The organism is Rhizobium sp. Rhizsp42, from assembly GCF_047304155.1.
Lineage (GTDB): Bacteria > Pseudomonadota > Alphaproteobacteria > Rhizobiales > Rhizobiaceae > Rhizobium.
Window position 1 is genome coordinate 137,319 of the sequence record NZ_JBGLYS010000004.1, and the last position, 23,494, is coordinate 160,812.

The window sequence follows — 23,494 nt, forward strand, 5'->3', positions numbered from 1 at the left end:
AGGGCATTGGGATGTTCAGGGTAATCGAAGGTGGCTTGAGCCAATCCAAATCTGTCGCTCAGAACAAGAATGAGCATATCGAGGCAGAAGGGCAAAGGCGTTTGCGGGAGGCGGGAGTGGACCGTTTTCAAGCACGCGAAAAACTGACCGGCGTCGCTATGCCTAGTTCACTCCGCCTATTTATGCTGCAGGTGGAATTCGCAGTAGAGGCGTTGTCTAAGCTGTCGCCGATCCCAATGAACATCATGGATGATGGCTACTGGCCGAAATATGACAGGGCTGCCCCATTCGAGACAGCCCTGATTAGGCGTTAGGCTGCTTTCGCGCCTTTAGCGTTCGCTGCTGTTTTGGCGAGCTGCGTTAGCTTCTGATCTGTCGCTTCCTCTTCCTCGAGGTTCGCCTGGAGCAGCGGGACCGCATCCTTCAGGCCAAGCTGGGTGGCCCAGGCGATCAGGGTGCCGTAACGGGCGATTTCGTAGTGCTCCACCGCCTGTGCCGAGGAAATCAAACCAGCGTCAAGGGCAGGGGAGCCCTTGAACTCTTCGATGATTTCCTCGCCTTCGGAGATGATGCCTTGGATCGCTTCGCAAGTCTTGCCACGGGCAGGCTTACCAAGGAGTTCGAAAACCTGTTCCAGGCGTTCGATCTGACCCTGCGTTTCATCGCGATGCTGAAGGAAGCCTGCTTTGCCTTCCTCGGACTGTGCGGCGCGGGCCATCTTAGGCAGTGCCTTGAGGATCTGCTTCTCGGCGAAGTAGATATCCTTGAGCGTATCAAGGAAGAGATCATCAAGCGTCTTCGTGTTGGTCTTAGTTGTAGCCATGGTGTCCTCCTATGAAATGACGATGGAAAACCCGCTAAGAGAGAAGCGGTTCCAATGTTCACGCCTGACTCATGGCTTCTTTTCAGCTCTGTACCCTAACGTACACGCGGTGCAGGCTGGCGGAACGTCTCGATCTCTTTTGCATTTCGAAACCGGGACCACGAGCGTGTCAACCGGACGCGACAGGGATGGTGAACGCAGCGATTTTTCCGGTTTCTCGCTGCGGGCAACGGAACGCCAGTCGAGCGCCCCACCTGTCCGCCGTGGTCCCGCCCTACCGGGGAACCAAGCCTCTCAGTGGACGTTGCCCCCGTGCGATTTAAAAAAGGAGAAAACACCATGATTTCTGCAGAACAGGTTCGCGAGCATATGGAAGTCATCGGCGCAGATGGTGCACATGTGGGCACAGTAGACCACATGGATGGCACATCGCGCATCAAGCTGACGAAGTCGGATTCCGACGATGGTCAGCATCACCTCATTCCACTTGATTGGGTCGACCATGTTGATCAGCACGTCCACCTGACCAAGAGCGCTGAAGACGTCCGCAGTCAGTGGTCTTCGGTCAACTAATTGTTTCAGGAGCCGCTTTCGAGCGGCTCCTTATTTATTCGCCCCCCGCCGCCCGCCATGCGAGACTAACCAGCCACCATGCCAAGAGTCGCCATCATCGGATCTGGACCCACCGGGATTTATTCGCTTGCCGGATTGATTTCCAGCGCCACGCCGCTGTCTATCACTATCTTCGAGGAAACACCTGACGCAGGGAAGGGAACGCCCTACCATCCGGCGGTCAATGACCGCGCTATGCTGGCAAATATCGCCAGCATCGAAATCCCTCGCATCGAGCATACGCTCGTCGAGTGGCTGTCGTCGCGGAGTGATAGCGAGCTGCAGGAACTGGGCGTAGAAAGATCAGGGATTGGCGAACGTGAGTTTTATCCTCGGATCGTTCTTGGCGAGTTCTTGGCAGCGCAATTTTGGGCCCTGGTTAAGCGGGGGCTCTTGCACGGCCATTCCATCGATGTGAAAGCCAGCCACCGCATTCTCGATATCAAGCTTGGTAACGATGATATATCGCTTAAGTTCAAAAGGCACGGCGGGGAGGATGCCACGATGTCGTTCGACCACGTGGTCATGGCCACAGGTCACGATTGGCCCGAGAACACGGAAACGTCGCCTGGCTACTTTGCGTCGCCGTGGCCTGCAGCGGCGATAAAGAGGATTGGCGCTGTCAATGTCGGTGTCTTGGGCACGTCGCTTAGTGGGATCGACGCAGTCGTATCCGTTGCCACCGCCCATGGCATGTTCCTTCGGGACGACAATGGAACGTTGCGATATGAGCCTGACACCTCGGGCACCGGCTTCTCTATCACTATGATGTCTCGTAAGGGTTTGTTGCCCGAGGCGGACTTCTATTGTGCGATCCCATACGAGCCTCTCAGGTTTTGCACGGAAGAGGCCGTACGGTTGCTGATGGAGCAAATGCGGGAGCGGCTTCTCGATGAGGTCTTTGAGTTGTTTCGGCGAGAGCTTGCCGCAGCCGATCCCGACTACGCTGCCAGCATTGGACTTGCCCTGGCGTGCGTGGAGGACATTGCCGAGCGCTATTTTCGGGCGCGACAGAAAGTAGACCCTTTCGTCTGGGCAGCGCAGAACCTTGCGGAAGCCAAGAAAAACAAAGCCGAGCGGCAAACCGTCCAGTGGCGTTACGCCATCCTCAGGATGCACGAAGTCATCGCACTTGCCATCCCTCGTTTGAATGACCGAGATCTGAAGCGCTTCCACAAGGATTTCAAGACAGTTTTCGTGGATGACTACGCGACGGTTCCGCACGAATCCATCGAACGGCTCCTTGCCCTGCATCAGGCAGGGAAGTTGTCCGTTAAAGCGCTGGGCGACGACTACGACATTGAACAACATGATGGAACCCCGGGTGTCGCCGTGATCGTTGATGGAAACGAGAGCAGGTACGATGCCTTCATCGACGCTACTGGGCAGCACGCGCTCTCCGCTTCCGATCTCCCATTTCCCAGCCTTCGTAAGACCGGCGCAATCAAGGAAGCAAAGACCCAGAAGTTCGAGGCCAGCGCGAACGACGAGACCCGTCGGACAGGTGGCATCGAGATTGACGACGACTTTCGGCCCCGCGTTGAAGCTGGGCTGTCGAACAATCTCTACTGTGTCTCGGTCCCATTCCTGTTGCATAAGATGCCGTTTATCCAAGGCATCACCAGTGCTCATGAAATGGGAAGTACAGTGGCAGCGGCGATCATCGATGCAGTCGCAAACTCGGATCTCCTTGTGCACTCCGGATAATGCTTATCCGACCTCGATCTTATCTCCAATGGAGATAACGCCTTCGGCACCGACGTCGGCATATACACCGAAACAGCGCTGACGGCTCCTGACGACCGTGCGGAGGACTTCGGGGTCTTCGGGCAGGTCAGTTTGCGCGATCATGGTCATGCCACAACGTTTGGTTTTCTCCGTGACGGTGCCACGGTAGTCGCCAATAGCGATTTGGCTGCCAATCCAATTGTTCTCGTCCGCACTGGTATCCATGACGATATTCGGGCGAAATCTGCGCACGTCCAAGACCGCCTGCGGGATCAGGCCAGACAAGTCCGAAAGTGACCTTGTTGACAGTAAATGGAGTGGGCTTGCGACATAGCGCGGGCTCAGCGTGACTTCACCCTCGTCGGTTGGGAGAGTGCTGCCAACACCACGGATCGCGCAGCGGAAGCCAAAATGGTCCGACAGTGCGTTATCCAACTTGGGATCATCGACGAAGAAGTTCCAATCAACCGAGGAGATCAAGAGGCCCCCATCGTCGGTGCGAGCATCAATCATCAGTGCCGGACGCCAGCGGGCAATTTTCTCTGGTGCAGCTATCTCCCCCGACACGAGGTCGACGAGAAGGTGACTGCGATCTCCTCGAATTCCGTCAGCCGTAACAGTATGGGTCTTGAGGCGCTCCCCACGCAGCGAACTGACGGGGTAGCGCCAAAGTGCCTGGACTGTAGCCGCGACCTCTATCGGGTCGCTCCCCAAATCCAGGCTACTGCCGCGACTATGCCAACCGCAGTGAGCGGGCGTTCTTTGACCAATTCTCCAACGCTTTGAATGACTGATTTGGCCTCAGCCTTGCCCACTGCTACAGCACCGCTGGCGACCTCCGAAGCATGATCCGACAAGCGTACAGCGTCTCTGCGAAGCGATTGAACGCGTCCGCGATCCTCAGTGCCGCCAAACTCGCCGGTCGATCGCAAAGCTTCATCGACAAGCGGGAACTCACCAAGATCGTTCGCGGAGTGGCTATCGACTGTGCTTGCAACGGATGACTGGGTTGCCGACACGGGATCGGACGCAGGGAAGGTTGCTTCGAGGCCCTGATCGAGATCATCAGGCTCGGCGGAGCGCTGCCGAGCTATTTCTGCATTATATGACTGAACGGCGGGTGACTTGCTGGGATCTACCATGGTGTCCTCCTGTTTGATTGAAGAACATCCTATTGCGATTTGAGTTCCTGCAAAACGTCACTTACTCGCGGATTTTGTGAGACCGTTGGAAGTGTGACCCGCTAGGCTGTTCGATCTCATCATTCTGGACGGCCGATATTCAGCCTTCACGTTAAAGGGCATCGCGCCGAACCCAAACGCTGACACTTCCGCCATTTGTGGGGAAAGCCGCTCGACCTTGATCGTCGACAGTAACTTCCGCTTCATGGTGACCCAAAAAGTCTACAAACAAGGCACTAGAGTGGTTTGGACCGAGATCAACCGAGATATGGCCAGCAGCGCCATTGGACATGACGACAACACAGCCGGGTTCGGTATCGGTTCCATGACGTGTGAAGCCAATCACGCTGGGGTCATCGAATTGATCGACTTGCGGCCCGTTTGCGAAACGCTGACGTGCTTCCATCAACTTGGGTAAGCATCCGATTGCTGGCATCTCGACCTGGTGCTGGCTCTCGTCGTCGCCCTTGTCGCTGTATTCCGCGCCGTATAAATCCGGATAGAACACGCAAGGCGTTCCTTGTTCCCGCAGCAGGATCAATGCGTAGGCGAGGGGCTTGAACCAGGGCTCAACCGTCGCTTCAAGCGACTGCAATGGCTGTGTGTCATGGTTGTCGACAAGCGTTACGGCGTGCTCAGGGATGGCCGAAACGAGCGACCCATCGAAGATGGTCCGCATGTCAAAGTCTCCACCCGCCTTGGAGGCATCGTGGAAACGGTGATGGAGCGCGATGTCAAAAAGCATCAGCTGCTTGTCGACAAGTTCCAGGTAATTCGTGAGCGTCTCCATGTGCGGATGCCAGTATTCGGCGACGACAAACAAATCGTCGCCGACAGTATCGCGCATATGGCCGACCCAATCCTTGAAAAACCATGCAGGAATGTGTTTCGCCGCATCCAGTCTAAAGCCACCAACCGGCACCTGTTCGGAAAACCAGCGTCCCCAGTATTTCAGCTCCTCGTAGACGGCTACGTTGCGGAACTCGACATCGGCACCCATTAGGTAGTCGAAGTTTCCAAGCTCATCGTCGACTTCGTCGTTCCACTGTCCCTCGCCATACTCGTTCATAAGCCGGAAAACACCGCTTTCATCGGGTTCCTCAATCAGGTCCACGCCACTGAAGCACTGTTTGTCCCAGATGAACTTTGAATATTTGCCGTTTCTGCCAGGAAAGGTAAAGCGCGTGTAGGCGAGCGCTTCCACGTCTTCTTCCGCGATTTGCGTCCGGTCGTCTGCATCGACGCGTCGAACGACCACGCTTTCCTTCTCGTCGGCACCCATCTTGTGGTTCAGCACGACGTCATGGATCGGCCGGATGCCGTGTTCGACAAGGGCCTGGCAGCTAGCCTCAAAGGCAACCCTGTCACCATACTTGGTCGCCTTGCTCCCTTTCTGATCGAACTCCCCAAGATCAAAGAGATCGTAGGTATCATACCCTACAGAGTAGGCTCCTGACGCACCCTTATAGGCGGGTGGCAACCACACGTCAGTGATCCCCATATCCGCGAGATCTGAAGCCTTCTCGGCGACCTCTTTCCAGAGACGGCTGTCGCCGAGCGAGTACCAGTGGAAGAATTGAAAGAGCGTCCGCTTGATCATCATTGCCCCAGATGAAATTTCTTGTGCGGTAGAATGACTTGGCCGTCAGGGACCATCCGCGCGGATGGCTTACCGGACTTTGCCGGGGAGACGGCAGTTTGCGAGCAGCTCGTGGAGAGTGGCAAACTGTCCGAACAGCCTCAGAAGATCGCGTTTCTGCTTTTCGTCCAACCCCTGCCGGTTGGCAAACTCGTCCACCCGGAGCACTTTGTGAACTCGGTCTGTCGTGAAGTCTGCAGTTTGGAAATGATTACTCACATTGACCCCTCGAAATTTTGCGCGGGGGAAATGAGTTTGGCGGGAATTGGTTCCACGGGTATTGCGCGGAAAATGAGTAATGAAGCTTTTCACGTCTTGGGGTACGCAAACTTACGAAACTTGTCACTCAGGCTCTTCGGGACAGCTTAAAAAGCATGTCCAAAACTGATCTTGAAAACGTGCAGCGCAGAAAAACGATGACCCGGCGGGAACGGTTGGATCATTCCAACGAACCCATGAGATCGCTATGTCGACGATAGCGTCTAAAGAGGAAGCGCACCGCAAGAAATCAGATCGACTTCGTGCAACCCGCGAGGCCGCGACGAAGGATATCGGGAAACGAGTAGCCTGGTCTGCAGGATCACCAAACGTTTGTTGTAAACTGTCAGCCTCTGCGTGTTTGTAGGCCATCAAGAGAATGTAGATGGAAATGCCGGGCAACTGAAAGCCGCCCGGCCGATATCGCTTAGGCTACCGTAGCGTACAGGGTACTGTTTCTGATGTAAGCGATGAAGTTTTCTCAGCGTGGGAACGTCAGGGTAAAAATTGTGCCCGACTCATTCTTATATTCGTATCGTCCTCTCAGCTGCGCCGCGAAATTGGTCACCAACTTGGTTCCCATCCCCTTTCGCTGCTGGACCGGATCAAACCCCGCCCCGGAGTCGGCAATGACTAGCTCGATCTCTGTATCAAACGTCTTCAATTCAACCCGAAGAACGCCTGACCCGTCGTCAGTAAGGCCGTATTTGAATGAGTTCGAGACAACCTCGTTTACGATCAGTCCCAACGGGAGAGCTTGGTCACGGTCAACCAGCACATGCTCCAGCTCGATTTCGAGAGCAACGGGCTTATTGTAGAGGGTGGCAATCTGGGTAACGAGTTGGCGCACATAAGGCTCTGCATCAACTCGCTCGTACTGGTCGGTGAGGTAGATTTGTTCGTGGACCGCCACCATCGCCTGTATCCTCGACGTCATGTCGGCCCGCGCCTCAGGCGGAAGCGGTTGAAGTCTGATCAACGCCATAACGGCCTGGAGATTGTTTTTGACCCGATGGTGTACCTCGCGGAGAAGAAATGTGTTCTTCTCGTTTGCCTTCTCCAGATCGTCGTTTCGACGGCTATACCGATGGAGTTGCCAAGTTAGCAGCCCAGCACCGGCAAAGGTCGCGATTGCAAGTGGCAGGACAAGTAGAAGCTCTGACCAGAGATTTCGCCAGAACACTGCAAGTACCTCTTGCCGGTCCACTGCGGCGAGGGCAACGATGGGCCAACCGTCTACCTTTTTGAACGACAGAATCCGCGATACGCCATCGATAGGAGATACAGGACTGTGGAAGATCCCCTTGTCTGCTGCGGCAAGCAAAGGATACCAGGCAGTTTTGCTAAGATCGACGGGCTCGGTGGGCTCAGGATGATGGGCGAGGAGCCGACCGTCCGCGCGGATAATGGATATCGTCGAGTTGTCTCCTAGTCCCATGGTCGACCAAAATTTCTCGACCGAAGCATTTGTGATGGTGATCGTCGCAACACCCTTAAAGACACCGTCTCTGTCGATCCGGTGGGCCACAATGAACGCGAAGCCATCTTGAGGCGTCTCCCTCTCTGCCCGCGCGATAGATAGGCGTTCACCTTTGGCCAGACGTTGAAAGTAGGGGCGATCCGAGTGATTGACGGCGAGCCAGTTCGCTGCCGTCGAAGCACGGAGTTGTCCAGTCTCATCGAAGACCGAATACGTAAAGCCGAGCGGCAAGTCACCCACGGCTCGTGCGATGTCTTGCCTTAATTCCTGTGAGGTAGCGCCGTCCGGACCAAGCGCAGAGTCGATCCGGCGAAGCGCTTGGTCGCTAGCCTGCATCATCCAATTTGCGTTGGTCGCGACTACGTTGGCCGCTGCTGATGCACGCATCTCGCCTTCTTGAATGGCAGAACTATAGTTCTGTCGCACTAGCATCGCTCCAGCGCTAAAAACTGCGGCCACGATCAACAGACCAATCCAGACGGGGAGGGACCGCCGGTTTGCTAGCATGGCAAATCTGCTGGGCATGGGGTCACCTGGTACAAACTTTCGAGAAAGTGATCACTCGCAAATTTCTTCACGGCTTCAGACCGGCGACGTCAAGGGCCTCCAAGAGCGACTTCTGCGAGATCGGCTTCATGAGGAATTGTGCCCCCTGGGGAAGGGAGCCTTGAACGGGATGATAGCGACCGGAAATGATTACTATCTTGCACTCGTTAGATTTTGCAGCGACATGGTGTGCCAACGCAATTCCATTCATGGTCCCTGGCATATCAATGTCTGTAAGGAGAGTAGCAAACTGCTTCTTCCCGAAGGCAATGAGAGCTTCATCGGCATTTGCCGCTTCGACTACCTCGTATCCAATGTCAAGGAGAGTGTCGGCGAGGTCCATACGGATCAAGCCATCGTCTTCTACGAGGAGAAGTGAGTTCGGCATCAATGCTCTCTCTGGAACGTTTCGAGATCAGCCTCGATCCGACATTTCAACCCGGTTGGGGCACTAATACGACTTTGCTATCCAAGGTGCCGTTAAGACCCGCTGTAATAAGCCTGGTACCAGACCCAGCTGAGTGCGGCTCCGTGACAGGGGGCCACCTGATTCAACCCACATCAATTCGAAGCGGTCGCTGTCCGGACCTGAGACAGCCCACTCGATTTTTACACGACCCGAGGGTTCCGAAAGAGCGCCGTGCTTAAGAGCGTTGGTCGCCAGCTCATGCAAGATAAGTGCAATTGACAGGGACGGCCTCGACCCGACCCGTAACTCGGGGCCATTGATCGTAAAGCGGGGATTATCAAGTTCATCGTGAAGCGCGATCATCTGTTTTACAAGCCGTCGAACCTTTGAAGTTCCGGTCCCGCCTTCAAGGATCGTATCATGAGCGTCGCTGAGGACGGCAATCCGATCCGAAAGTCGCTGTCGCGCTGTGGCGATATCTGGGGCGCTTCTAAGTGTCTGAGATGCGATGGCCTGAAACATCGCTAATTGGTTCTTTAGCCGATGCCCGAGTTCATGTGAAAGCAACTCCTGCCTTGCTTCTTCCGCCCGAATTTCGGTGACATCCCGAGCTTGCACGAGGATTCCTGTTACCGAGCCACCGTCATTGAGCATTGGCTGGTATACCAAGTCTATCAAGCGCGACTGTTTCTCGCCATCAGGACCACGGTTGAGTTCGACATGAAGGCTCTTTGCGACGAACGGCTCACCGGTCTGATAGACACCATCGAGGATTTTGATAAACCCTTGCCTCACCACCTCTGACACTGCTTCACGCACAGACTTGCCGATGATGGCCCGGCCGACGCCAATCATCGAATAGTATTCTTTGTTGGCATACTCGAATACGTGGTCCGGTCCCACTAACATCGCTATACCTCCTGGGCTGAGTTCAAACACTTGAAGCATGCGCTCCCTCTGTGTTCGCTCCGCTGTCCGCATCGCGACTTGCGCCGTGATCTCGGTGCATGCACAGAACATCCCAAGCACTGTTCCCCATGGGTCCCGAACAGGAGTATATGAAAACGCGAAGTGCGTTTCTTCCGGAAAGCCGTTTCGATGCATGAGGAACTGAATATCGTCCATCGCCGTTCCCTTTCCGCTATAAGCGTCAGCGATGATAGGCTCGACCTGATCCCATATGTCGTACCAGAGGCTTTGAAAGCTTCCGCCAAATGCTGCGGGATGCCGAGAGCCACACATCTCGGCGTATCCATCGTTGTAAAGGGTGGCCTGGGACGGGCCCCATACGATCAACATCGGCTGGAGCGATCCGAGCATGACGTTGCCTAAGGTTCGAAGCTCGACAGCCCAAGCTTCTATGGGACCTAACGGTGAATTTGGCCAGTCATGATCCCGGAAAAGCTTTCCGCAATCAGGGTTCGGTAATTGCATGCATTTTCCCCGGCACCGGATGTAGCGGGATATCTAGAGAGATTGAGTCAAAATCAAACGGCGCTGACAGAATATTCGGGGTGGACCTGAAGTGGCGAGGCCGGAGTGACGGTAGCTCATTAGCCAAATTTTAACTCTGGCTATTCAAGATAAGAACGTCGGAGGCTCCATCCTCTGGTTCTCCTAAGCCATTCAATGTGGCCACTTGGCGCTCGTCCCATGTTGTGCGTGGCGAGCCGCCTCTCTTCCTGCATTAGGCGGACAATGGAACAACTGTCAGATCTAACAGAAGACTTGGCGAAACTTCCGTTAAGTGAGCGGAGACGGCGAATCTTTCTGAAATGCGTCACCAAATATCGCGAGTTGGGCACTCCCATCGATGGCGATGCTAGGTTTTTAGAACTGATTGAGAAATGGATTGAGGGCGACATTGAGATGCGAGAAGTCGCAACTCTTCTGCGAGTGCCAAAAGGCGTAGATCCAGCACCGCTACCAGGAGGATTGTCGAGTGGTGAGGAGCGTCGAACTGCGGGTTCTCCTGTTTCGGTCGACGCACCGGATACGCCCCTCGAATTAATTAACGCTCCGCCAAATCCATTGTCCAGCGTCATCGATGAACTCGAGCTCGAAGTGTCTTGGGAAATTCGTTCGTCTAGTGATTAGACCTGTGCCAGGCGCGCAAACGCGGGAACCAACGCCTCCGGACGCATCCAGCTGGATGCCTCCGAAGGCAAAGGGGTAAGCTCGACGACAATGCTTTCCCTTAAGCGTACCGATCTTCATGAGTGAAGCGCTTTCAGGCGATTGCGCCCCCGTCTGCGGTTAAAGTTGCTCCGGTGATGACGCTCGCGGCTGGACTTGCCAGGAATACCACAGCGTTCGCGACTTCGCGCGGATCCCCGAAGCGTCCGAGCGAAGTGAGGCTGCGTTGAAACTCCGCAGCCGCGCCGTCCGATGGGTTTGCGTCTGTGTCGGTTGCTCCCGGCTGTACCAGATTCACTGTGATGCCGTTGGGACCGAGTTCGCGGGAGAGACCACGAGTGAAGGACGTGAGTGCAGCTTTTGACATTGCGTAAGGAGTGATCCCAGGGAAGGGCACGCGCTCCCCGAGCCCCGATCCAATCGTGATGATGCGGCCGCCGTCACCTAGATGTGGGATGACAGCCTTCGCGAAGAGCACTGGGGCTCTCACATTCACGTCCATGAGGGTCTGGAAATCGTCTTCGTTGAGGTCGGCTATCAGTCCCGCATGGCCGATTGCAGCGCTGTTGACGAGAATATCAATGCCGCCGAGCGCAGAAACCGCCTCGGTCACTGCACGGCTGATGGCAGCTGGGTCCCCGCTGTCGGCTTGAATGGCGACGCCTTGCCGTCCCGTGTGTCGGATGGCGTCCGCAACTTCCTTAGCCTTTTCCACCGCACGTTGATAAGTGAAGGCCACGTTTGCACCGTTCTCGGCCAGTGCAAGAGCGATCGCCGCGCCGATACCTCTCGATCCACCTGTTACCAGGGCACGTTTGCCGACAAGATCGATCATAAGTTTATCCTCTCGATTTGTTTCTGTAGGGCCAACAATCTGTCGGCCGCCCAAGAGATCAGATGCTTCCAGGCAGTATCCAAGTCTCAAAAGTCGCGAACTGTGTCGCACAAAGCGGAACGCAGAAACTGTTCCGCGTTGGGCAACAGCGTGTCACCGGCGTTGATCTGGCCATAGCGTTCGCATGCCTTAGATGAGACAAAGGCTCCACCGATCCGAGAGAGGTGAAAATTGAAGCGCATAGAATTTGAAAGTGGCTCCATCAACGTCGTCGGAAATCTTCACCTTCCTCCTGATTTCGACGAGGGTCGTGGCTATCCCGCGATAGTTCTTTCAACCCCGGGCAGCAGTGTTAAGGAACAGATCGGCGCTATCTACGCAAACAGACTTGCCGCGCATGGCTATCTCGCGCTGACCTTTGATCCCTCGTTTCAGGGCGAAAGTGGGGGAGAGCCGCGAGACTCGGAGGATCCGGCGGCTCGCGTTGGAGATATCCACTCCGCAGTTGACTGCCTGATGACGTTACCCTTCGTCGACGACCAGCGTGTTGGCCTGCTGGGGATTTGTGCTGGCGGCGGATACGCAATAAAGGCAGCTCAAACAGAACGACGGTTCAAAGCCGTGGGGACAGTGGTCGCCAATGACATCGGCGAAGCCATGCGACGGTTGCTTCCCGATTATCGTCAAACGCTTCTAGATGTCGCCGAGCAGCGCACCTCAGAAGCGAGAGGTGCTGAGTTGCGAAGAGATCCTTGGATCCCGGACAGCTTGCAACAAGCTGAAGCCGCAGGGATCGATGATCCGGAGCTACTCGACGCTGTCAGCTTTTATAGAGAGTCCGAATATCGCCATCCCAACTCAACCAATCGGCTGCTGTTTATCAGTTATGGTCCACTGCTAGGTTTTGACGCCTTCGGCCTCGTACCTGAGCTGTTGACCCAGCCGCTACAAGTGATCGTCGGCGGACGTCGCGGTCCAACTGGCCAGTATGAGGCAGGTCAGCGCCTGTTCGACTTGTCCCCGAGCGCACACAAGGATTTTCTCGTGATCGATGGCGCGGGACACTACGACATGTACCACAAACCCGAGTACGTCGACCAGGCCGTCGAGCGGCTTGCCGCATTCTACGCCCGATACTTGCCGCCGGGGTCATAGCCGCAACGGTGGCTTCTATGAACCTTTATCGAAGCACTCGATAAGCATATCGGTGAGCACCCGTACCTTTTTGGCTGGGTGCTGCCCAGGCGGCCTGACGACAAAGATTCCGGCTGGCGGCGGCGGGTAACTGGTCAGCACCTCAACGAGCGTTCCCGCCTTGATGTGTTCATCAGTCAGGCCGTTAGGAATCCTCGCAATACCAACACCTTCTAACGCTGCGGCCAGAAGTGCGACGCCATTATCGGCTTTGAAGCGCCCCTGCGGTCGGATGGTGCGGACCACCTCTCCATCCATGACTTGCCAGCTTTCAGTTCCCTGCATGAGAGCTTGGTGAACGAGAAGGTCGTCTGGCGTCTCAGGCAAACCATTTGCCTCGATATAATCAGGGCTTGCAACAAACTTCCCGTAGAGAGGGCCAACACGTCGGGCGACAAGGTTGGAATCCGGTAGGTAACCGACACGTATAGCGCAGTCATATCCCTCCGTTATCAAATCGACGAACCGGTCGGTGTAGCAAGAGGAAATCTGTAGATGCGGATGGCGTCGTGCCATCTGTGCAAGGACGGGTGCGAAATGTGTAGGCCCGAAGGAGAGGGGAGCAGCAACTCGAAGGCGGCCGCGCAACTCACCCGCAGGCAGGATCGTCTCGCGGGCAGCATCCATTTCGGCCGTAATTCGCGCCGCGTAATCCCTTAACGTCGCGCCTTCCTCGGTTAGGGCGATGCCCCGCGTGTTCCGAGCGACAAGCTGTGCTCCAAGCTCGGCTTCCAGCCGAGAAATGCGTCTACTGACCATCGACTTGGAGACGCCGAGCCTAACAGCAGCAGGTGTTACACCGCCCGCATCGGCGACTTCAACGAAAGTCCTGAGGTCTTCGATGTCCACGTGCGTTCCCCTTTGTGCAACACAGCTCGGCAGACCTGAGGACTACCCCATCACTGACACGGATGACAAGTTCCCTGCGGTTCGCTCCCAAACGGAGCTTTCCCTGTGCCAACGAACCGCAAACATAGGATAGTCCATGACCTTTCGTAACGGCCTCAACTCCCTCCTTCGACCCGAGGACTCCGTTCTCGTCCTTATTGACCACCAGCCGTATCAGCTGGCGAACGTGAACAGTCACGAGCCGACAATGGTCGTCAATAACACCGTCGGGCTTGCAAAGGCTGCAAAGGCTTTCGACGTGCCAACCATTCTTACGACCGTCATTGCAGAACGGGGCGGCAACCTTTTCCCACAGATTGCGGATGTCTTCCCGGGCCAGGAGATAATCGACCGGACCTTCATCAACACTTGGCAAGATCAGAAGGTCGTCGCCACGGTGAAAGCCACTGGCCGCAAGCAGCTTGTCATTGCTGGCCTCTGGACTGAAGTCTGCGTTGCAATGCCAGCGATCCAGGCCGCAGGCGAGGGTTGGGACGTTACTGTAATCACTGACGCCTCGGGTGCCGTCTCGGTCGAGGCCCATCAAGTGGCAATTCAGCGGATGATCGGAGCTGGCATCAACATGATGACGTGGCTGGCGCTTGCAGCTGAGTGGCAACGTGACTGGGCCCGCGCTGAGCAAGCCGCTAAAATTACGGATGTTATCGTGCAACACGTTGGCGGCAGCGGTATAGCCTACCTTTGGGAACAGCAGTTGCTGAACACTCCGGTTCCAAAGTCGACTACCGGAGCTTAACGACGGCTTGACCCTGACTGTCAACGTCAGGGCCAAGGCAGCTTCTAGCCGCTATCAATGAGCAGTTCGGGAGCGACAGCTTTGGCTGCGCGAAGAAGCCCCAAAGGCGTGCATATTTGCGATTCAGTGTCCGCCAGTTGTAGCCAGCGGATGCGTAACCGTTTAATCTGACGGAGGCGGTGTAAGTGAAACCCACTGCCACGAGGTCGTTCCAGCCAACCCATCCCTGGGGCGGCCTCACTAACCACGCGGCTATCGACGTAAACTCGGACCGGATTGAAGCAGCCCAAAACGGCAGCCTCGTTCATCGACCGCCCATTTGGCAGCGAGGCGGGATTTGGCCTAACAACAGGCTGGGCAGCGTGTGAGTTTGTCCCTGCTTCGTGTAGAAAACGTTTCAGCCGTCCGTCGTGCTATCGAACCACAAGCAAGGATCTTCACTCGTCAGCAGGGAAGCTCTAGGTTCGCGGACCTTCAGGACAGTTCGATATTGATAGCCTTCGGTCCCTTGCCGCGCTTGTCGGGTTCCGTGTCGAACGTGACCTTCTGACCTTCACGCAATGTCTGAATTCCGGAGGCTTGAAGAGCCGAGATATGCAAAAAGATATCTGCTGACCCGCTGTCAGGCGAGATGAAACCGAAGCCCTTGTCAGCGTTAAAGAACTTGATTGTCCCGGAAGCCATGCGTGTTTCCTCGATTATCCTGATTTCGAAAATAAGATGGCTTCAAACGCTCGACCATGCAAGCACAAAGCCGATCAAAGCATGGGGTTGCGCAGAAGCTGGCGACTGGGGAGTGCCGCCGCCCAGAAGGGGCTTCTGGGGCACATCGGCGACCTCAAAAATCGCTGGGGACGGTCGCGAGAAGAAGGCCCAGGCAAACTTGTCTCGATGCCTGTAACGATCAGCATTTGACGGCTGGGAGCGGTAGGGGGAGACGGCGACGTGATCCGCGCGCCTTCGCGAGCCGCCGACCTCGCGCACTCAAGGCACCCAAACTGCCGGTGCCTTGTCCAATTGCCGTAGCAACCCCGGTCTCTTTTGCGCGATGCCTACTACATGCTTGGCGAGACGCCGATGCGCGACACCTTCTCTTCGCCGTCGAAATCGACGCGAGTAAAGTCGGGATGGTAGAACATCTGGTCGCCGAACCAAGCCTGGGCGGGGTCAATACCCGCTTTGTGAGCCGCGACTGCTTTCTGCAGTGCGTCATCTTCAGAATTTGCGATCACGTCAATCGATGCTGCGAGCGATAGCTCAGCGGTGAACACAGGCATGCGCGTATTCCAAGTCTCGATATCATGATGGTTCGAGATATTTGAAGCGGCGTCAAGCGTTGGTTCAGCGGCCTTGAATTGAAAGCTTTGCATGCCCCTATTCCAATGGATCGACGTCCCTCTCCCGATCCACCGCATCGATGAGGTCGCTGGCGTGTAGGCGGAACTGGCGCGGAAAACGCGGTTTCGCGTCTTGGATTTCTGGCTGATGGCCGTCTTCTACTTCCGCAATCCAGCGCAGCAGCCTTGCCTTGAGATCGTCAGACACCTCCCGGAATGACGTCAGGCCCACCAAATTGACCATTTCGTAGGGGTCATTATCGAGATCGTAAAGATATGCCTCTTTGTAGATATCGGACCGGGGCTCGTCTTTGTCGTACGCTGACGTCACGCCGTACTTCCAGCGATGCGTCCTAACGGCGCGGCCTGTCTCCGTTTCCGAAATCTGGAAGAACACATCCTCCCTCCATGGCGCACGATGATCTCGAATGGCAGGCAAGATTGATTTTCCCGTCATCGCGTCCGGAACTTGGAGACCGGCCGCATCGATCAGGGTAGGGGCGACGTCGATGGTAGAGAACAGGGCGCGAACTTGCCCTCCGGCTTCAAAACCAGGGCCGATGACCATCGTAGGAACGCGCACGGCACTCTCATGGCAGGAACGCTTATATTCGTTGTTGCGCGTCTTGAAGTGGCAGGCGTGGTCAGAGGTAAACATGACGATGGTGTCGTCGAGCAGGTCGAGGCTCTTGAGAGCATCCACCAATCGTCCGAACGCCTCATCAAGGCGCTTCACCATACCGTAGTAGCCGCCTAGATGCCACGTGCTGGTGCCCTTCAGTGTCGCCAAATCTGGTGGCGTCCAGGTCTTGGCATCCATCATTTCGCGGGAACCGTCGGGGGCTGGGTATGCGTCCGTGTGGTTCTGATGATGCGGTTCCAAGAAGGATACGAACAGGAAGAAGGGATCGTTCTGGTGATCGTCGCAATAGCGGATCGCGGCATCCGTCAGCGCGTCAACGCGGTAGCCAGGAAGCTTCTTTCGCTGATCGTCGACATCGTAGACTACGGTATCGTAAGCGTCGGAGGTGAATTCCAGCAGGTTGGCTGCTAGCCAGCTCTGGTAGCCGCCGCGTTCCTCCTTGGGAACAGGGTCAGAGCCCCCAAGGTGCCACTTGCCGATGTAACCCGTTTTATAGCCATTTTTTGCGAAGACCTTTGCGATGGTCTCCGCGTCATCGGCTAACGGGATGCCGTTGCGGAATACTCCAGTCTGTGTTGCGAATTGGCCCGTCTGCATGGACGAGCGGGCAGGTCCACAAAGAGGTTGGCTCGTGAAGGAGTTGAACAGGTGAGTGCCCTTGGTCGCCAGTCTATCGAAGTTCGGCGTGAGCCCCATTGGATTGCCGTGAACACCGGTGGTGTCGTGCCGCTGCTGATCCGTAAAGAAGACGATGACATTGGGCTTACGCATTGGGGTGCTCCAAATTGGAATTTGGCGCGAAACTATGGAATTCATCTTGAAAGAGGAAATGACTTCGCAAACCTGCGTCCATAACTCGCGGGAATGGCAATCGTTTCGCTTGCGAGTTGCGGGAGAAGATCGAGGGCTCGACGCATGATCGGATACTCGCGCGACGAAGCTCTGTACCAAGCTCCAGATCCGAAGCTCCAGATCGGCTGTTCAAAATGGAGAGGCACCAAGCCAAATTGCTCGGCAACATTGGCAAGGGAAAGCGGAGCGAGTGTAAGTTTACTTGAACTGCCGACGATCCTAAAACTCGCGGCCAATGCCTCGACCTCCATCGCGATGTCAGGCGGAGGCAGGCAGTTGTCACTGAAGAAGCTTGTCATACGCGATACGATGGCGTCATCCCGGCGATAAATGACCCAGCGACGGTTGCTGACATCCTCAGGGCGAACAATTTCCAGATCAGCAAGACGATCGGACTTCCGGCAATAAGGCACAATGTCGACCTTGATAATCTCGGCGGTTTCGATTCCTTCGGGCGGACGGTCGTGAATAGCCCCGAGCATCAGATCGACCTCTCCGGCAACTAGGCGCGGCAGTGTCATGTCGGCGACATTGAAATCCAGCCGGATCTTGGTTTCCGGAAACTCATCGGAGAGAATGCGTGACAAATCGGGCGCTATCTCCATGTGGTAGGCGGCTCCCGCCCCAATCGAGAAGTGCGGCAGGGTGCCGGTTACCATCGAGCGTATCTCTTCCCGAGACTGGCGATAATGCACTTCGATACGCCTAGCCCGCTCGCGTAGCTTCGCTCCGGCACGGGTGAGGTTCATGCCGCGCGATGTTCGTTCGAAGAGAAGGGCACCATAGTCGCGCTCCAGCCGCCGGATGAGCTTGGTCAAAGCGGGCTGAGTCAAGCCAACTTTTGCAGCGGCCGATGTGAGGTTGCCCTCATCGGCCACGATAAGGAAAGCAAGCAGCGTCCTATCCACGGTATTCCTCCACGTTATCGCACATGATCGATAACATTCGCTGGCGCGCAAATCAGCGTCAGCAATTTCGCTAGATGGCGGCTCGGTAGAAAACTCTTGCTTTAACACGACCAGGTTTGTCGGCTTAATCGCATCCATTCGGATTTCGACGGAGGAAACCATGAACTTCAGGGATTTTGCGGCGTTGCTTGCCGCCGGAACGGTAGCAGCGTTTGCCACGCATGCAACTGCGGACGACAGCTTTCTGGACGTCGGTGAACAGGAGCCAATCACGATCCTGATCAATGCATCGCCTTGGTACAAGGGTTTTGAGAATGTGGTTGCCCTCTATGAGGAGCAGACGGGCAACAAGGTCGATCTTGAGGTCACTCCGTTCGACGGAATGCTTGAGAAGGCAAGGTCTGCCGTGCGGAGTGGGGACACCAGCCCATATGATCTCGTCAACATCAACGGCAATTCCACCGTGGAATTCTACCAGGGCGGTTTTCTCCAGCCTCTAAATGAGATAGATCCCGAGTTTCAAGTTCCGAAGGAAGTTTATGCCTTTGGCGACAGTGGCTGCTGGGACGACGCCAAGAAGTTTCGGACGTGCGCATCGGGCAAGCTGATGGGCTACTCTCCGAACGGAAACGTCCAGCTCTACTATTACCGGGCGGACGTCTTCCAGGAGAAGGGGCTGAAGGTCCCGACGACTTTCGACGAGGTGCTTGCCAACTGCAAGGTGCTGCAAAACCCGCCCCAGAGCTACGGTTATCTTCAGCGCGGAGAAAAGGGTGACTCCATCTATTACGACTTCATGGCCTATCTGCTGTCGTATGGTGGTTCGATCGAAAAGGATGCTGCTAACGGCGACTTCACCGTCACCATCAATAGCCCAGAGGTGAAGGCAGCACTCGACAAGTTCATCGAGGTCTCGAAGTCTTGCGGACCACAGAATTATGCGTCGCTGGGGCAGGGTGACCTCATCCAGCTCGTCCAGACGGGCAAGGGTCAGCAGGCACACGCAGTCGTCGCCGCGTTCCCGAACTTTGACGACCCACAGAAGTCAGCTGTCGTCGGCAAGGTCAATGCTGCCGTTCTTCCGAAGGCCAATGCCGACGGCGAGCCGGGCGTAGCGATAGGCAATTGGGTTCTGGCTGTGCCAAAGAACGCATCCGATGAAGGCAAGAAGGGCGCGATTGCCTTCTCGAAGTGGTTCCTTACTTACAAGGCGCAGTATGCTTACGCTGAAGGTGGCGGCATCCCCGTCCGCGAAGACGTCTTTTCGTCAGACCTCAAGGACCAGCCGAAGTTTCGTTGGATGCCAGCCTACCAAGAAGAAATCAAATATGGAAAACAGCTGCTTGGCTATTCAGAGGGACCAGCCGTCAATCAGGCCCTGGGCCTTCGGTTGAACCAGGCATTGATCGGGGAATTGTCCTCGGCGGCAGCACTCAATCAGGCTGCCAAAGATATCGAGGCTATCTTCAAGAAGGGCGGTCGAAAGACGGGACAGCTCGAAGCACTCGCCGAATAAGGTCTCTCAGGCAGCAGCCGATCTCGTTTGGGGTCGGCTGCGGATTGATTTCATGACAGCACATTCTGATCGAAAGATAACCGTTTCCGACTTCGTGGATCGCCATTTTCATTGGCTGGCACTCGCCCCGGCCGTGATTTTCCTGTTGCTCTTGACGGTGTATCCCGTCGTCGAACTTATTGCGATGGCCCTGTCGACAATCACTTTCGAGCGGGCAAGCGAAATCTGGAGCTTCACGCCGGGTGAGAACTTTCAGCAACTTCTCGACGATGACATCTTTCGCATAGCTCTCAAAAACACAGCTGTCTTTGCCTTGGTCAGCGTCTTGATTGAAGTTTTCTTCGGTCTCGGTCTTGCGATTCTCGTTTCCTCAACTGGCAAGTCAAAAGGCTTTATACGCACTGTTCTAATCATTCCGATCCTCATGCCGCCGGTGGCAATCGGCTCCATGTGGAAGCTGATGTACAGCCTCGATTTCGGCGTCTTGAACCAGGCGATTACCGCCGTAGGACTTCCACCAGTCAACTGGTTGGGTTCGACATCGCTTGCCTTGCTCTCAGTCGTGATCGTTGATGTGTGGCACTGGACGCCATTCGTCTTTCTCATCCTCTTCGCAGCGGTTGAGGCCGTGCCAAGTGACGTGGTCGAAGCAGCCCGTATTGATGGCGCATCGAACCGATCAATCATCTTCCGCATCATCATACCGCTCATCTGGCCGACAATCCTGGTCGCGCTGTTCTTTCGGACCATCCTCGCGTTCAAGGTTTTCGATCAAATATTCCTTCTCACGTCAGGCGGACCTGGGACCTCTACCGAGGTTGTCAGCCTTCATCTGTACAAGGTCTATTTCCAGCAGAATGACCTTGGCTACGGGTCCATGCTTTCACTCGCCGTGATAGCTGCCACCCTCGCATTTATTTGGGTGGCCCATCGCGCTGGCCGATTTGTGAGGGCGAAAGATGCTTGATCTCAGAGGACCAAGCCGCCTGATGGGCTACCTGATTTTGGCGCTGGGCGTATTCGTCATTCTTGCGCCATTCCTATGGGTGTTTTTGCAGTCGCTGAAGTATGAAATCGACATCTTGCAGGGCTCGTGGATCTTCAACCCCACGTCATTCAATTATGCGGACGTCCTATATTCCCGGCGCTCAGACTTCCCTGAGAACGTCTGGAACAGCGTCATCGTGGCCTTGCTGTCGACGATCGGCGTTCTAATCATTGGAACGTTGGCCGCCTATTCTTTGGTCCACTTCAAAGCCAAAGCGTTGATCTCTCGCATCTTCCTGGGTTGGACCCTCATTTTCAACATGATCCCGCCGCTTACCTTGGTCGGCCCATGGTATCTCATCTTCCGTGAGATTGGTCTTTCCGGGACGCTCAGCGCTGTTGTCCTTACCCACATTGCGCTGAACCTGCCAATGACGATCTGGATGATGATGGCTTATTTCCGCGAGATTCCTCAGGAAATCGAGGAGGCGGCGATGGTCGATGGATGTCGACGCCCGTCGATTTTCCTGAGGATTGCCCTTCCGCTCGCTGTCCCCGGCCTCATCGCGGCAGGCGTCCTCGCCTTTGTATTCTCGTGGAACGAGTTCTCGGTGGCACTAACGCTGACGAGCCGCCACACGGCTACCGTTCCCGTGGCGATCTCGCGTTTCGCTCAGCAATACGAGGTTCAATACGGCCAGATGGCTGCAGCCTCGATCCTGTCGACCATCCCCGCACTTTTCATGATGTTCATCGGACAACGGTTCATTGTTCGCGGCCTGACCATGGGCGCTGTGAAGTAGCTCCCAGCATTTCTAACTGGAGATAGATCATGAAAACGGTCTTCGTTCTTTTTGACTCTTTGAACCGTCATATGCTCGGAGCTTACGGTGGCGCTCGCATACCGACGCCGAATTTCGATCGGTTGGCGGCACGGACAAGTGTGTATGACAAGCACTATGTCGGTTCGCTGCCATGTATGCCCGCGCGTCGCGACCTGCTGACCGGCCGTCTCACTTTTCTTCACCGCAGTTGGGGGCCGCTAGAGCCGTTTGATAACGCGTTTCCGGAATTGCTGAAGTCCAAGGGCATTCACTCTCACCTGATCACCGATCACTATCATTACTGGGAAGATGGTGGTGCGACCTATCACAATCGTTATTCGACATTCGAGTTCGTGAGAGGCCAGGAGTCGGATCCATGGAAAGCCATGGTGCAGCCGCACTGGGAGCGGCTTCACGAGAAATATCATGCGGAACAGTCGGGTGGTGGGAAGTTCGGCCCGCACATGATCAACCGAGAATTCATCAAAGAAGAAAAGGACTTTCCATCGGTTCAGTGCTTTGCTCACGGCCTGGAATTTCTCGATATCAACCGTGACGCTGACGACTGGCTTTTGCAGATTGAGACATTCGATCCCCACGAGCCGTTCTTTGCTCCTGACCGTTTCAAAGAACCCTTCAAGACCAATTGGGACGGCCCAATCCGTGATTGGCCGCGCTATGGCAGAGTGGAGGAGTTGCCGGAGGAGGCAAACGAACTTCGCGCGAACTATTACGCAATCGTCTCGCTCTGCGATTTTCTGCTCGGCCAGCTCCTCGACTATTTCGACGAACACGATCTGTGGAAGGACACGGCCCTTGTTGTGACCACAGACCACGGGTTCCTGCTCGGAGAACATGATTTCTGGGCGAAGAACCGGATGAACATGTACGAAGAGATCGTCCATATTCCCCTGTTTATCCACGACCCACGATATCCCGGTGCTCGCCGCGTCTCGCGTCTGACCCAATCCATCGATGTCGGGCCTACGTTCCTCGACCTTTATGGCGTCGAGCCACCTGTGGAGACCGAGGGATATTCGCTTCTGAGTGATCGAGAGCGAGAGGCTGTCCTATTCGGGTACTTTGGCGGTGCCGTCAACGTCACTGACGGCCGCTATACCTACCACCGTTTCCCAGCCGACCTCGATAACCAGGAGATATTCCAGTACACGCTAATGCCTACTCATATCACCCAGCCGTTCACTCCCGACGAACTCCAGGCATCGACACTGGCGGCTCCGTTCGGTTGGACAAAGAATGTGCCCCTGTTGAAGGTGCCGGTGATTGAGCGCTCGCCGATGTACGCGAACTACGGGCCAGGCGCTCTGCTTGAGAAAGATACCCGTCTTTATGATCTGGTGAGCGATCCAGGTCAAATTGCTCCGCTGGCCGATCCGGCTGTCGAGAAACGCATGATCGAGCTCATGTCATCGCTGATGCGATCAAATGAGGCACCGAGCGAGGCGTTCGAGAGGCTGGAGATTTCTGGTAACGGCAGCACGGCACCTCTGCCTATACCGGAGTAGAGAGCTTCGGGTGATCGCGCCTGCCGCGATCACGTTTGATGGTTCTTTCGCCCGGCAGCCCTATTTCAGTCGATAGCGAGCAACCAAGCAGAGCGACTTTGACTGAACACAGCAATTTTCGTTTCGAGCCATTCGACCTAGAGATTATTCACCGCGTGGTGGAACGATGGTCGCGAGACAACGGACTGAATGTCGGTCACGCAGACACCACCATCTGGGCCGCCCGCCAGGCGTTCTATCTATACCGAGACGGCATGAACGAGACCGAGCTGCTAGGGAAGTTGCACGGCTCACTGAGCAGGCGGCATTAGCCGCAGACCGTCCCTAGCCCTCATGATCCGTGGAGCCTGTCTGTTGGGTGCAGCGGTTGGCCAAATTTTAAGCCTTTCAACTTAGCGTAGTCGTTCGGATTGAG

General features: G+C 55.7%; 23 protein-coding genes. 10 read left to right on the top strand and 13 right to left on the bottom strand.

The window, feature by feature from the left end:
- The first annotated feature begins 11 nt into the window (after window positions 1–11).
- Entirely contained in the window at window positions 12–314 is a 303-nt protein-coding gene (locus ACCD05_RS06560; protein WP_413391868.1) for a hypothetical protein, read from the top strand.
- Here ACCD05_RS06560 and ACCD05_RS06565 read toward each other — a convergent pair.
- On the bottom strand, window positions 311–823 hold the full coding sequence (locus tag ACCD05_RS06565; protein ID WP_413391869.1) for a ferritin-like domain-containing protein: 513 nt from the start codon (window positions 821–823) through the stop codon (window positions 311–313). The two genes, ACCD05_RS06560 and ACCD05_RS06565, sit on opposite strands and share 4 nt — an antisense overlap.
- Before the next feature lie 339 nt (window positions 824–1,162).
- Here ACCD05_RS06565 and ACCD05_RS06570 point away from each other — a divergent pair, with 339 nt between their 5' ends.
- Both ACCD05_RS06570 and ACCD05_RS06575 read left to right on the top strand, forming a co-directional pair.
- Window positions 1,163–1,396 carry a DUF2171 domain-containing protein gene (locus ACCD05_RS06570; RefSeq protein ID WP_413391870.1) on the top strand — a complete coding sequence of 78 codons (234 nt, stop codon included), beginning with the start codon at window positions 1,163–1,165 and terminating at the stop codon, window positions 1,394–1,396.
- 78 nt (window positions 1,397–1,474) lie between these two features.
- Window positions 1,475–3,142 (top strand): FAD/NAD(P)-binding protein, encoded by a 1,668-nt coding sequence (locus ACCD05_RS06575; RefSeq protein ID WP_413391871.1) that lies wholly within the window; start codon window positions 1,475–1,477, stop codon window positions 3,140–3,142.
- A 3-nt stretch (window positions 3,143–3,145) separates the two neighbouring features.
- Here ACCD05_RS06575 and ACCD05_RS06580 read toward each other — a convergent pair whose 3' ends face one another.
- From ACCD05_RS06580 to ACCD05_RS06605, 6 genes are all read right to left on the bottom strand, one after another.
- Complete coding sequence (locus ACCD05_RS06580) at window positions 3,146–3,877, bottom strand: MOSC domain-containing protein (RefSeq protein WP_413391872.1); 732 nt, start codon at window positions 3,875–3,877, stop codon at window positions 3,146–3,148.
- Window positions 3,859–4,305: a hypothetical protein gene (locus ACCD05_RS06585; protein ID WP_413391873.1), complete on the bottom strand. Its 447-nt coding sequence runs from the start codon at window positions 4,303–4,305 to the stop codon at window positions 3,859–3,861. Before ACCD05_RS06585 ends, ACCD05_RS06580 begins: the two co-directional genes overlap by 19 nt.
- 151 nt (window positions 4,306–4,456) lie before the next feature.
- Window positions 4,457–5,944, bottom strand: a complete 1,488-nt coding sequence (amyA, locus tag ACCD05_RS06590; protein ID WP_413391874.1) for an alpha-amylase — start codon at window positions 5,942–5,944, stop codon at window positions 4,457–4,459.
- A 778-nt stretch (window positions 5,945–6,722) separates the two neighbouring features.
- Complete coding sequence (locus tag ACCD05_RS06595) at window positions 6,723–8,180, bottom strand: sensor histidine kinase (RefSeq protein ID WP_413391929.1); 1,458 nt, start codon at window positions 8,178–8,180, stop codon at window positions 6,723–6,725.
- Window positions 8,181–8,295: 115 nt separating this feature from the next.
- Window positions 8,296–8,655 (bottom strand): response regulator, encoded by a 360-nt coding sequence (locus ACCD05_RS06600; protein ID WP_413391875.1) that lies wholly within the window; start codon window positions 8,653–8,655, stop codon window positions 8,296–8,298.
- Between the two features lie 63 nt (window positions 8,656–8,718).
- Window positions 8,719–10,110 (bottom strand): HWE histidine kinase domain-containing protein, encoded by a 1,392-nt coding sequence (locus tag ACCD05_RS06605; protein ID WP_413391876.1) that lies wholly within the window; start codon window positions 10,108–10,110, stop codon window positions 8,719–8,721.
- 264 nt (window positions 10,111–10,374) lie between these two features.
- Between ACCD05_RS06605 and ACCD05_RS06610 the strand changes: the two genes are divergently transcribed.
- On the top strand, window positions 10,375–10,773 hold the full coding sequence (locus ACCD05_RS06610) for a hypothetical protein (protein ID WP_413391877.1): 399 nt from the start codon (window positions 10,375–10,377) through the stop codon (window positions 10,771–10,773).
- A 133-nt stretch (window positions 10,774–10,906) separates the two neighbouring features.
- Here ACCD05_RS06610 and ACCD05_RS06615 read toward each other — a convergent pair whose 3' ends face one another.
- Entirely contained in the window at window positions 10,907–11,647 is a 741-nt protein-coding gene (locus ACCD05_RS06615; protein WP_413391878.1) for an SDR family NAD(P)-dependent oxidoreductase, read from the bottom strand.
- 231 nt (window positions 11,648–11,878) lie between these two features.
- On the opposite strand from ACCD05_RS06615, the gene ACCD05_RS06620 reads away from it, so the two are divergent.
- Window positions 11,879–12,802 carry an alpha/beta hydrolase gene (locus tag ACCD05_RS06620; RefSeq protein WP_413391879.1) on the top strand — a complete coding sequence of 308 codons (924 nt, stop codon included), beginning with the start codon at window positions 11,879–11,881 and terminating at the stop codon, window positions 12,800–12,802.
- A 15-nt stretch (window positions 12,803–12,817) separates the two neighbouring features.
- Here the strand turns inward: ACCD05_RS06620 and ACCD05_RS06625 are convergent, their stop codons facing one another.
- Window positions 12,818–13,690 (bottom strand): LysR family transcriptional regulator, encoded by an 873-nt coding sequence (locus tag ACCD05_RS06625; RefSeq protein WP_413391880.1) that lies wholly within the window; start codon window positions 13,688–13,690, stop codon window positions 12,818–12,820.
- 136 nt (window positions 13,691–13,826) lie between these two features.
- On the opposite strand from ACCD05_RS06625, the gene ACCD05_RS06630 reads away from it, so the two are divergent.
- Window positions 13,827–14,486 carry a hydrolase gene (locus ACCD05_RS06630; RefSeq protein ID WP_413391881.1) on the top strand — a complete coding sequence of 220 codons (660 nt, stop codon included), beginning with the start codon at window positions 13,827–13,829 and terminating at the stop codon, window positions 14,484–14,486.
- 474 nt (window positions 14,487–14,960) lie between these two features.
- On the opposite strand, the gene ACCD05_RS06635 is transcribed toward ACCD05_RS06630, so the two are convergent.
- From ACCD05_RS06635 to ACCD05_RS06650, 4 genes are all read right to left on the bottom strand, one after another.
- On the bottom strand, window positions 14,961–15,170 hold the full coding sequence (locus ACCD05_RS06635; protein ID WP_413391882.1) for a cold-shock protein: 210 nt from the start codon (window positions 15,168–15,170) through the stop codon (window positions 14,961–14,963).
- Between the two features lie 371 nt (window positions 15,171–15,541).
- The gene (locus ACCD05_RS06640) at window positions 15,542–15,856 is read right to left on the bottom strand and encodes a hypothetical protein (RefSeq protein ID WP_413391883.1); all 315 of its coding nucleotides are present in this window, start codon (window positions 15,854–15,856) and stop codon (window positions 15,542–15,544) included.
- Window positions 15,857–15,860: 4 nt separating this feature from the next.
- Window positions 15,861–17,237, bottom strand: a complete 1,377-nt coding sequence (locus ACCD05_RS06645) for a sulfatase-like hydrolase/transferase (RefSeq protein WP_413391884.1) — start codon at window positions 17,235–17,237, stop codon at window positions 15,861–15,863.
- Between the two features lie 41 nt (window positions 17,238–17,278).
- Window positions 17,279–18,364 carry a LysR family transcriptional regulator gene (locus ACCD05_RS06650; RefSeq protein WP_413391885.1) on the bottom strand — a complete coding sequence of 362 codons (1,086 nt, stop codon included), beginning with the start codon at window positions 18,362–18,364 and terminating at the stop codon, window positions 17,279–17,281.
- Between the two features lie 22 nt (window positions 18,365–18,386).
- Here ACCD05_RS06650 and ACCD05_RS06655 point away from each other — a divergent pair, with 22 nt between their 5' ends.
- Genes ACCD05_RS06655 through ACCD05_RS06670 form a run of 4 tightly spaced genes read left to right on the top strand, consistent with a single transcriptional unit; the run spans window position 18,387 to window position 23,079 of the window.
- Window positions 18,387–19,742: an ABC transporter substrate-binding protein gene (locus ACCD05_RS06655; protein WP_413391886.1), complete on the top strand. Its 1,356-nt coding sequence runs from the start codon at window positions 18,387–18,389 to the stop codon at window positions 19,740–19,742.
- A 52-nt stretch (window positions 19,743–19,794) separates the two neighbouring features.
- The gene (locus ACCD05_RS06660; RefSeq protein ID WP_413391887.1) at window positions 19,795–20,709 is read left to right on the top strand and encodes a carbohydrate ABC transporter permease; all 915 of its coding nucleotides are present in this window, start codon (window positions 19,795–19,797) and stop codon (window positions 20,707–20,709) included.
- A complete protein-coding gene (locus ACCD05_RS06665; protein WP_413391888.1) occupies window positions 20,702–21,532 on the top strand; it encodes a carbohydrate ABC transporter permease in 831 nt (276 codons plus the stop codon). Before ACCD05_RS06660 ends, ACCD05_RS06665 begins: the two co-directional genes overlap by 8 nt.
- 29 nt (window positions 21,533–21,561) lie before the next feature.
- Window positions 21,562–23,079, top strand: a complete 1,518-nt coding sequence (locus ACCD05_RS06670; protein WP_413391889.1) for a sulfatase — start codon at window positions 21,562–21,564, stop codon at window positions 23,077–23,079.
- Window positions 23,080–23,494 lie beyond the last annotated feature (415 nt).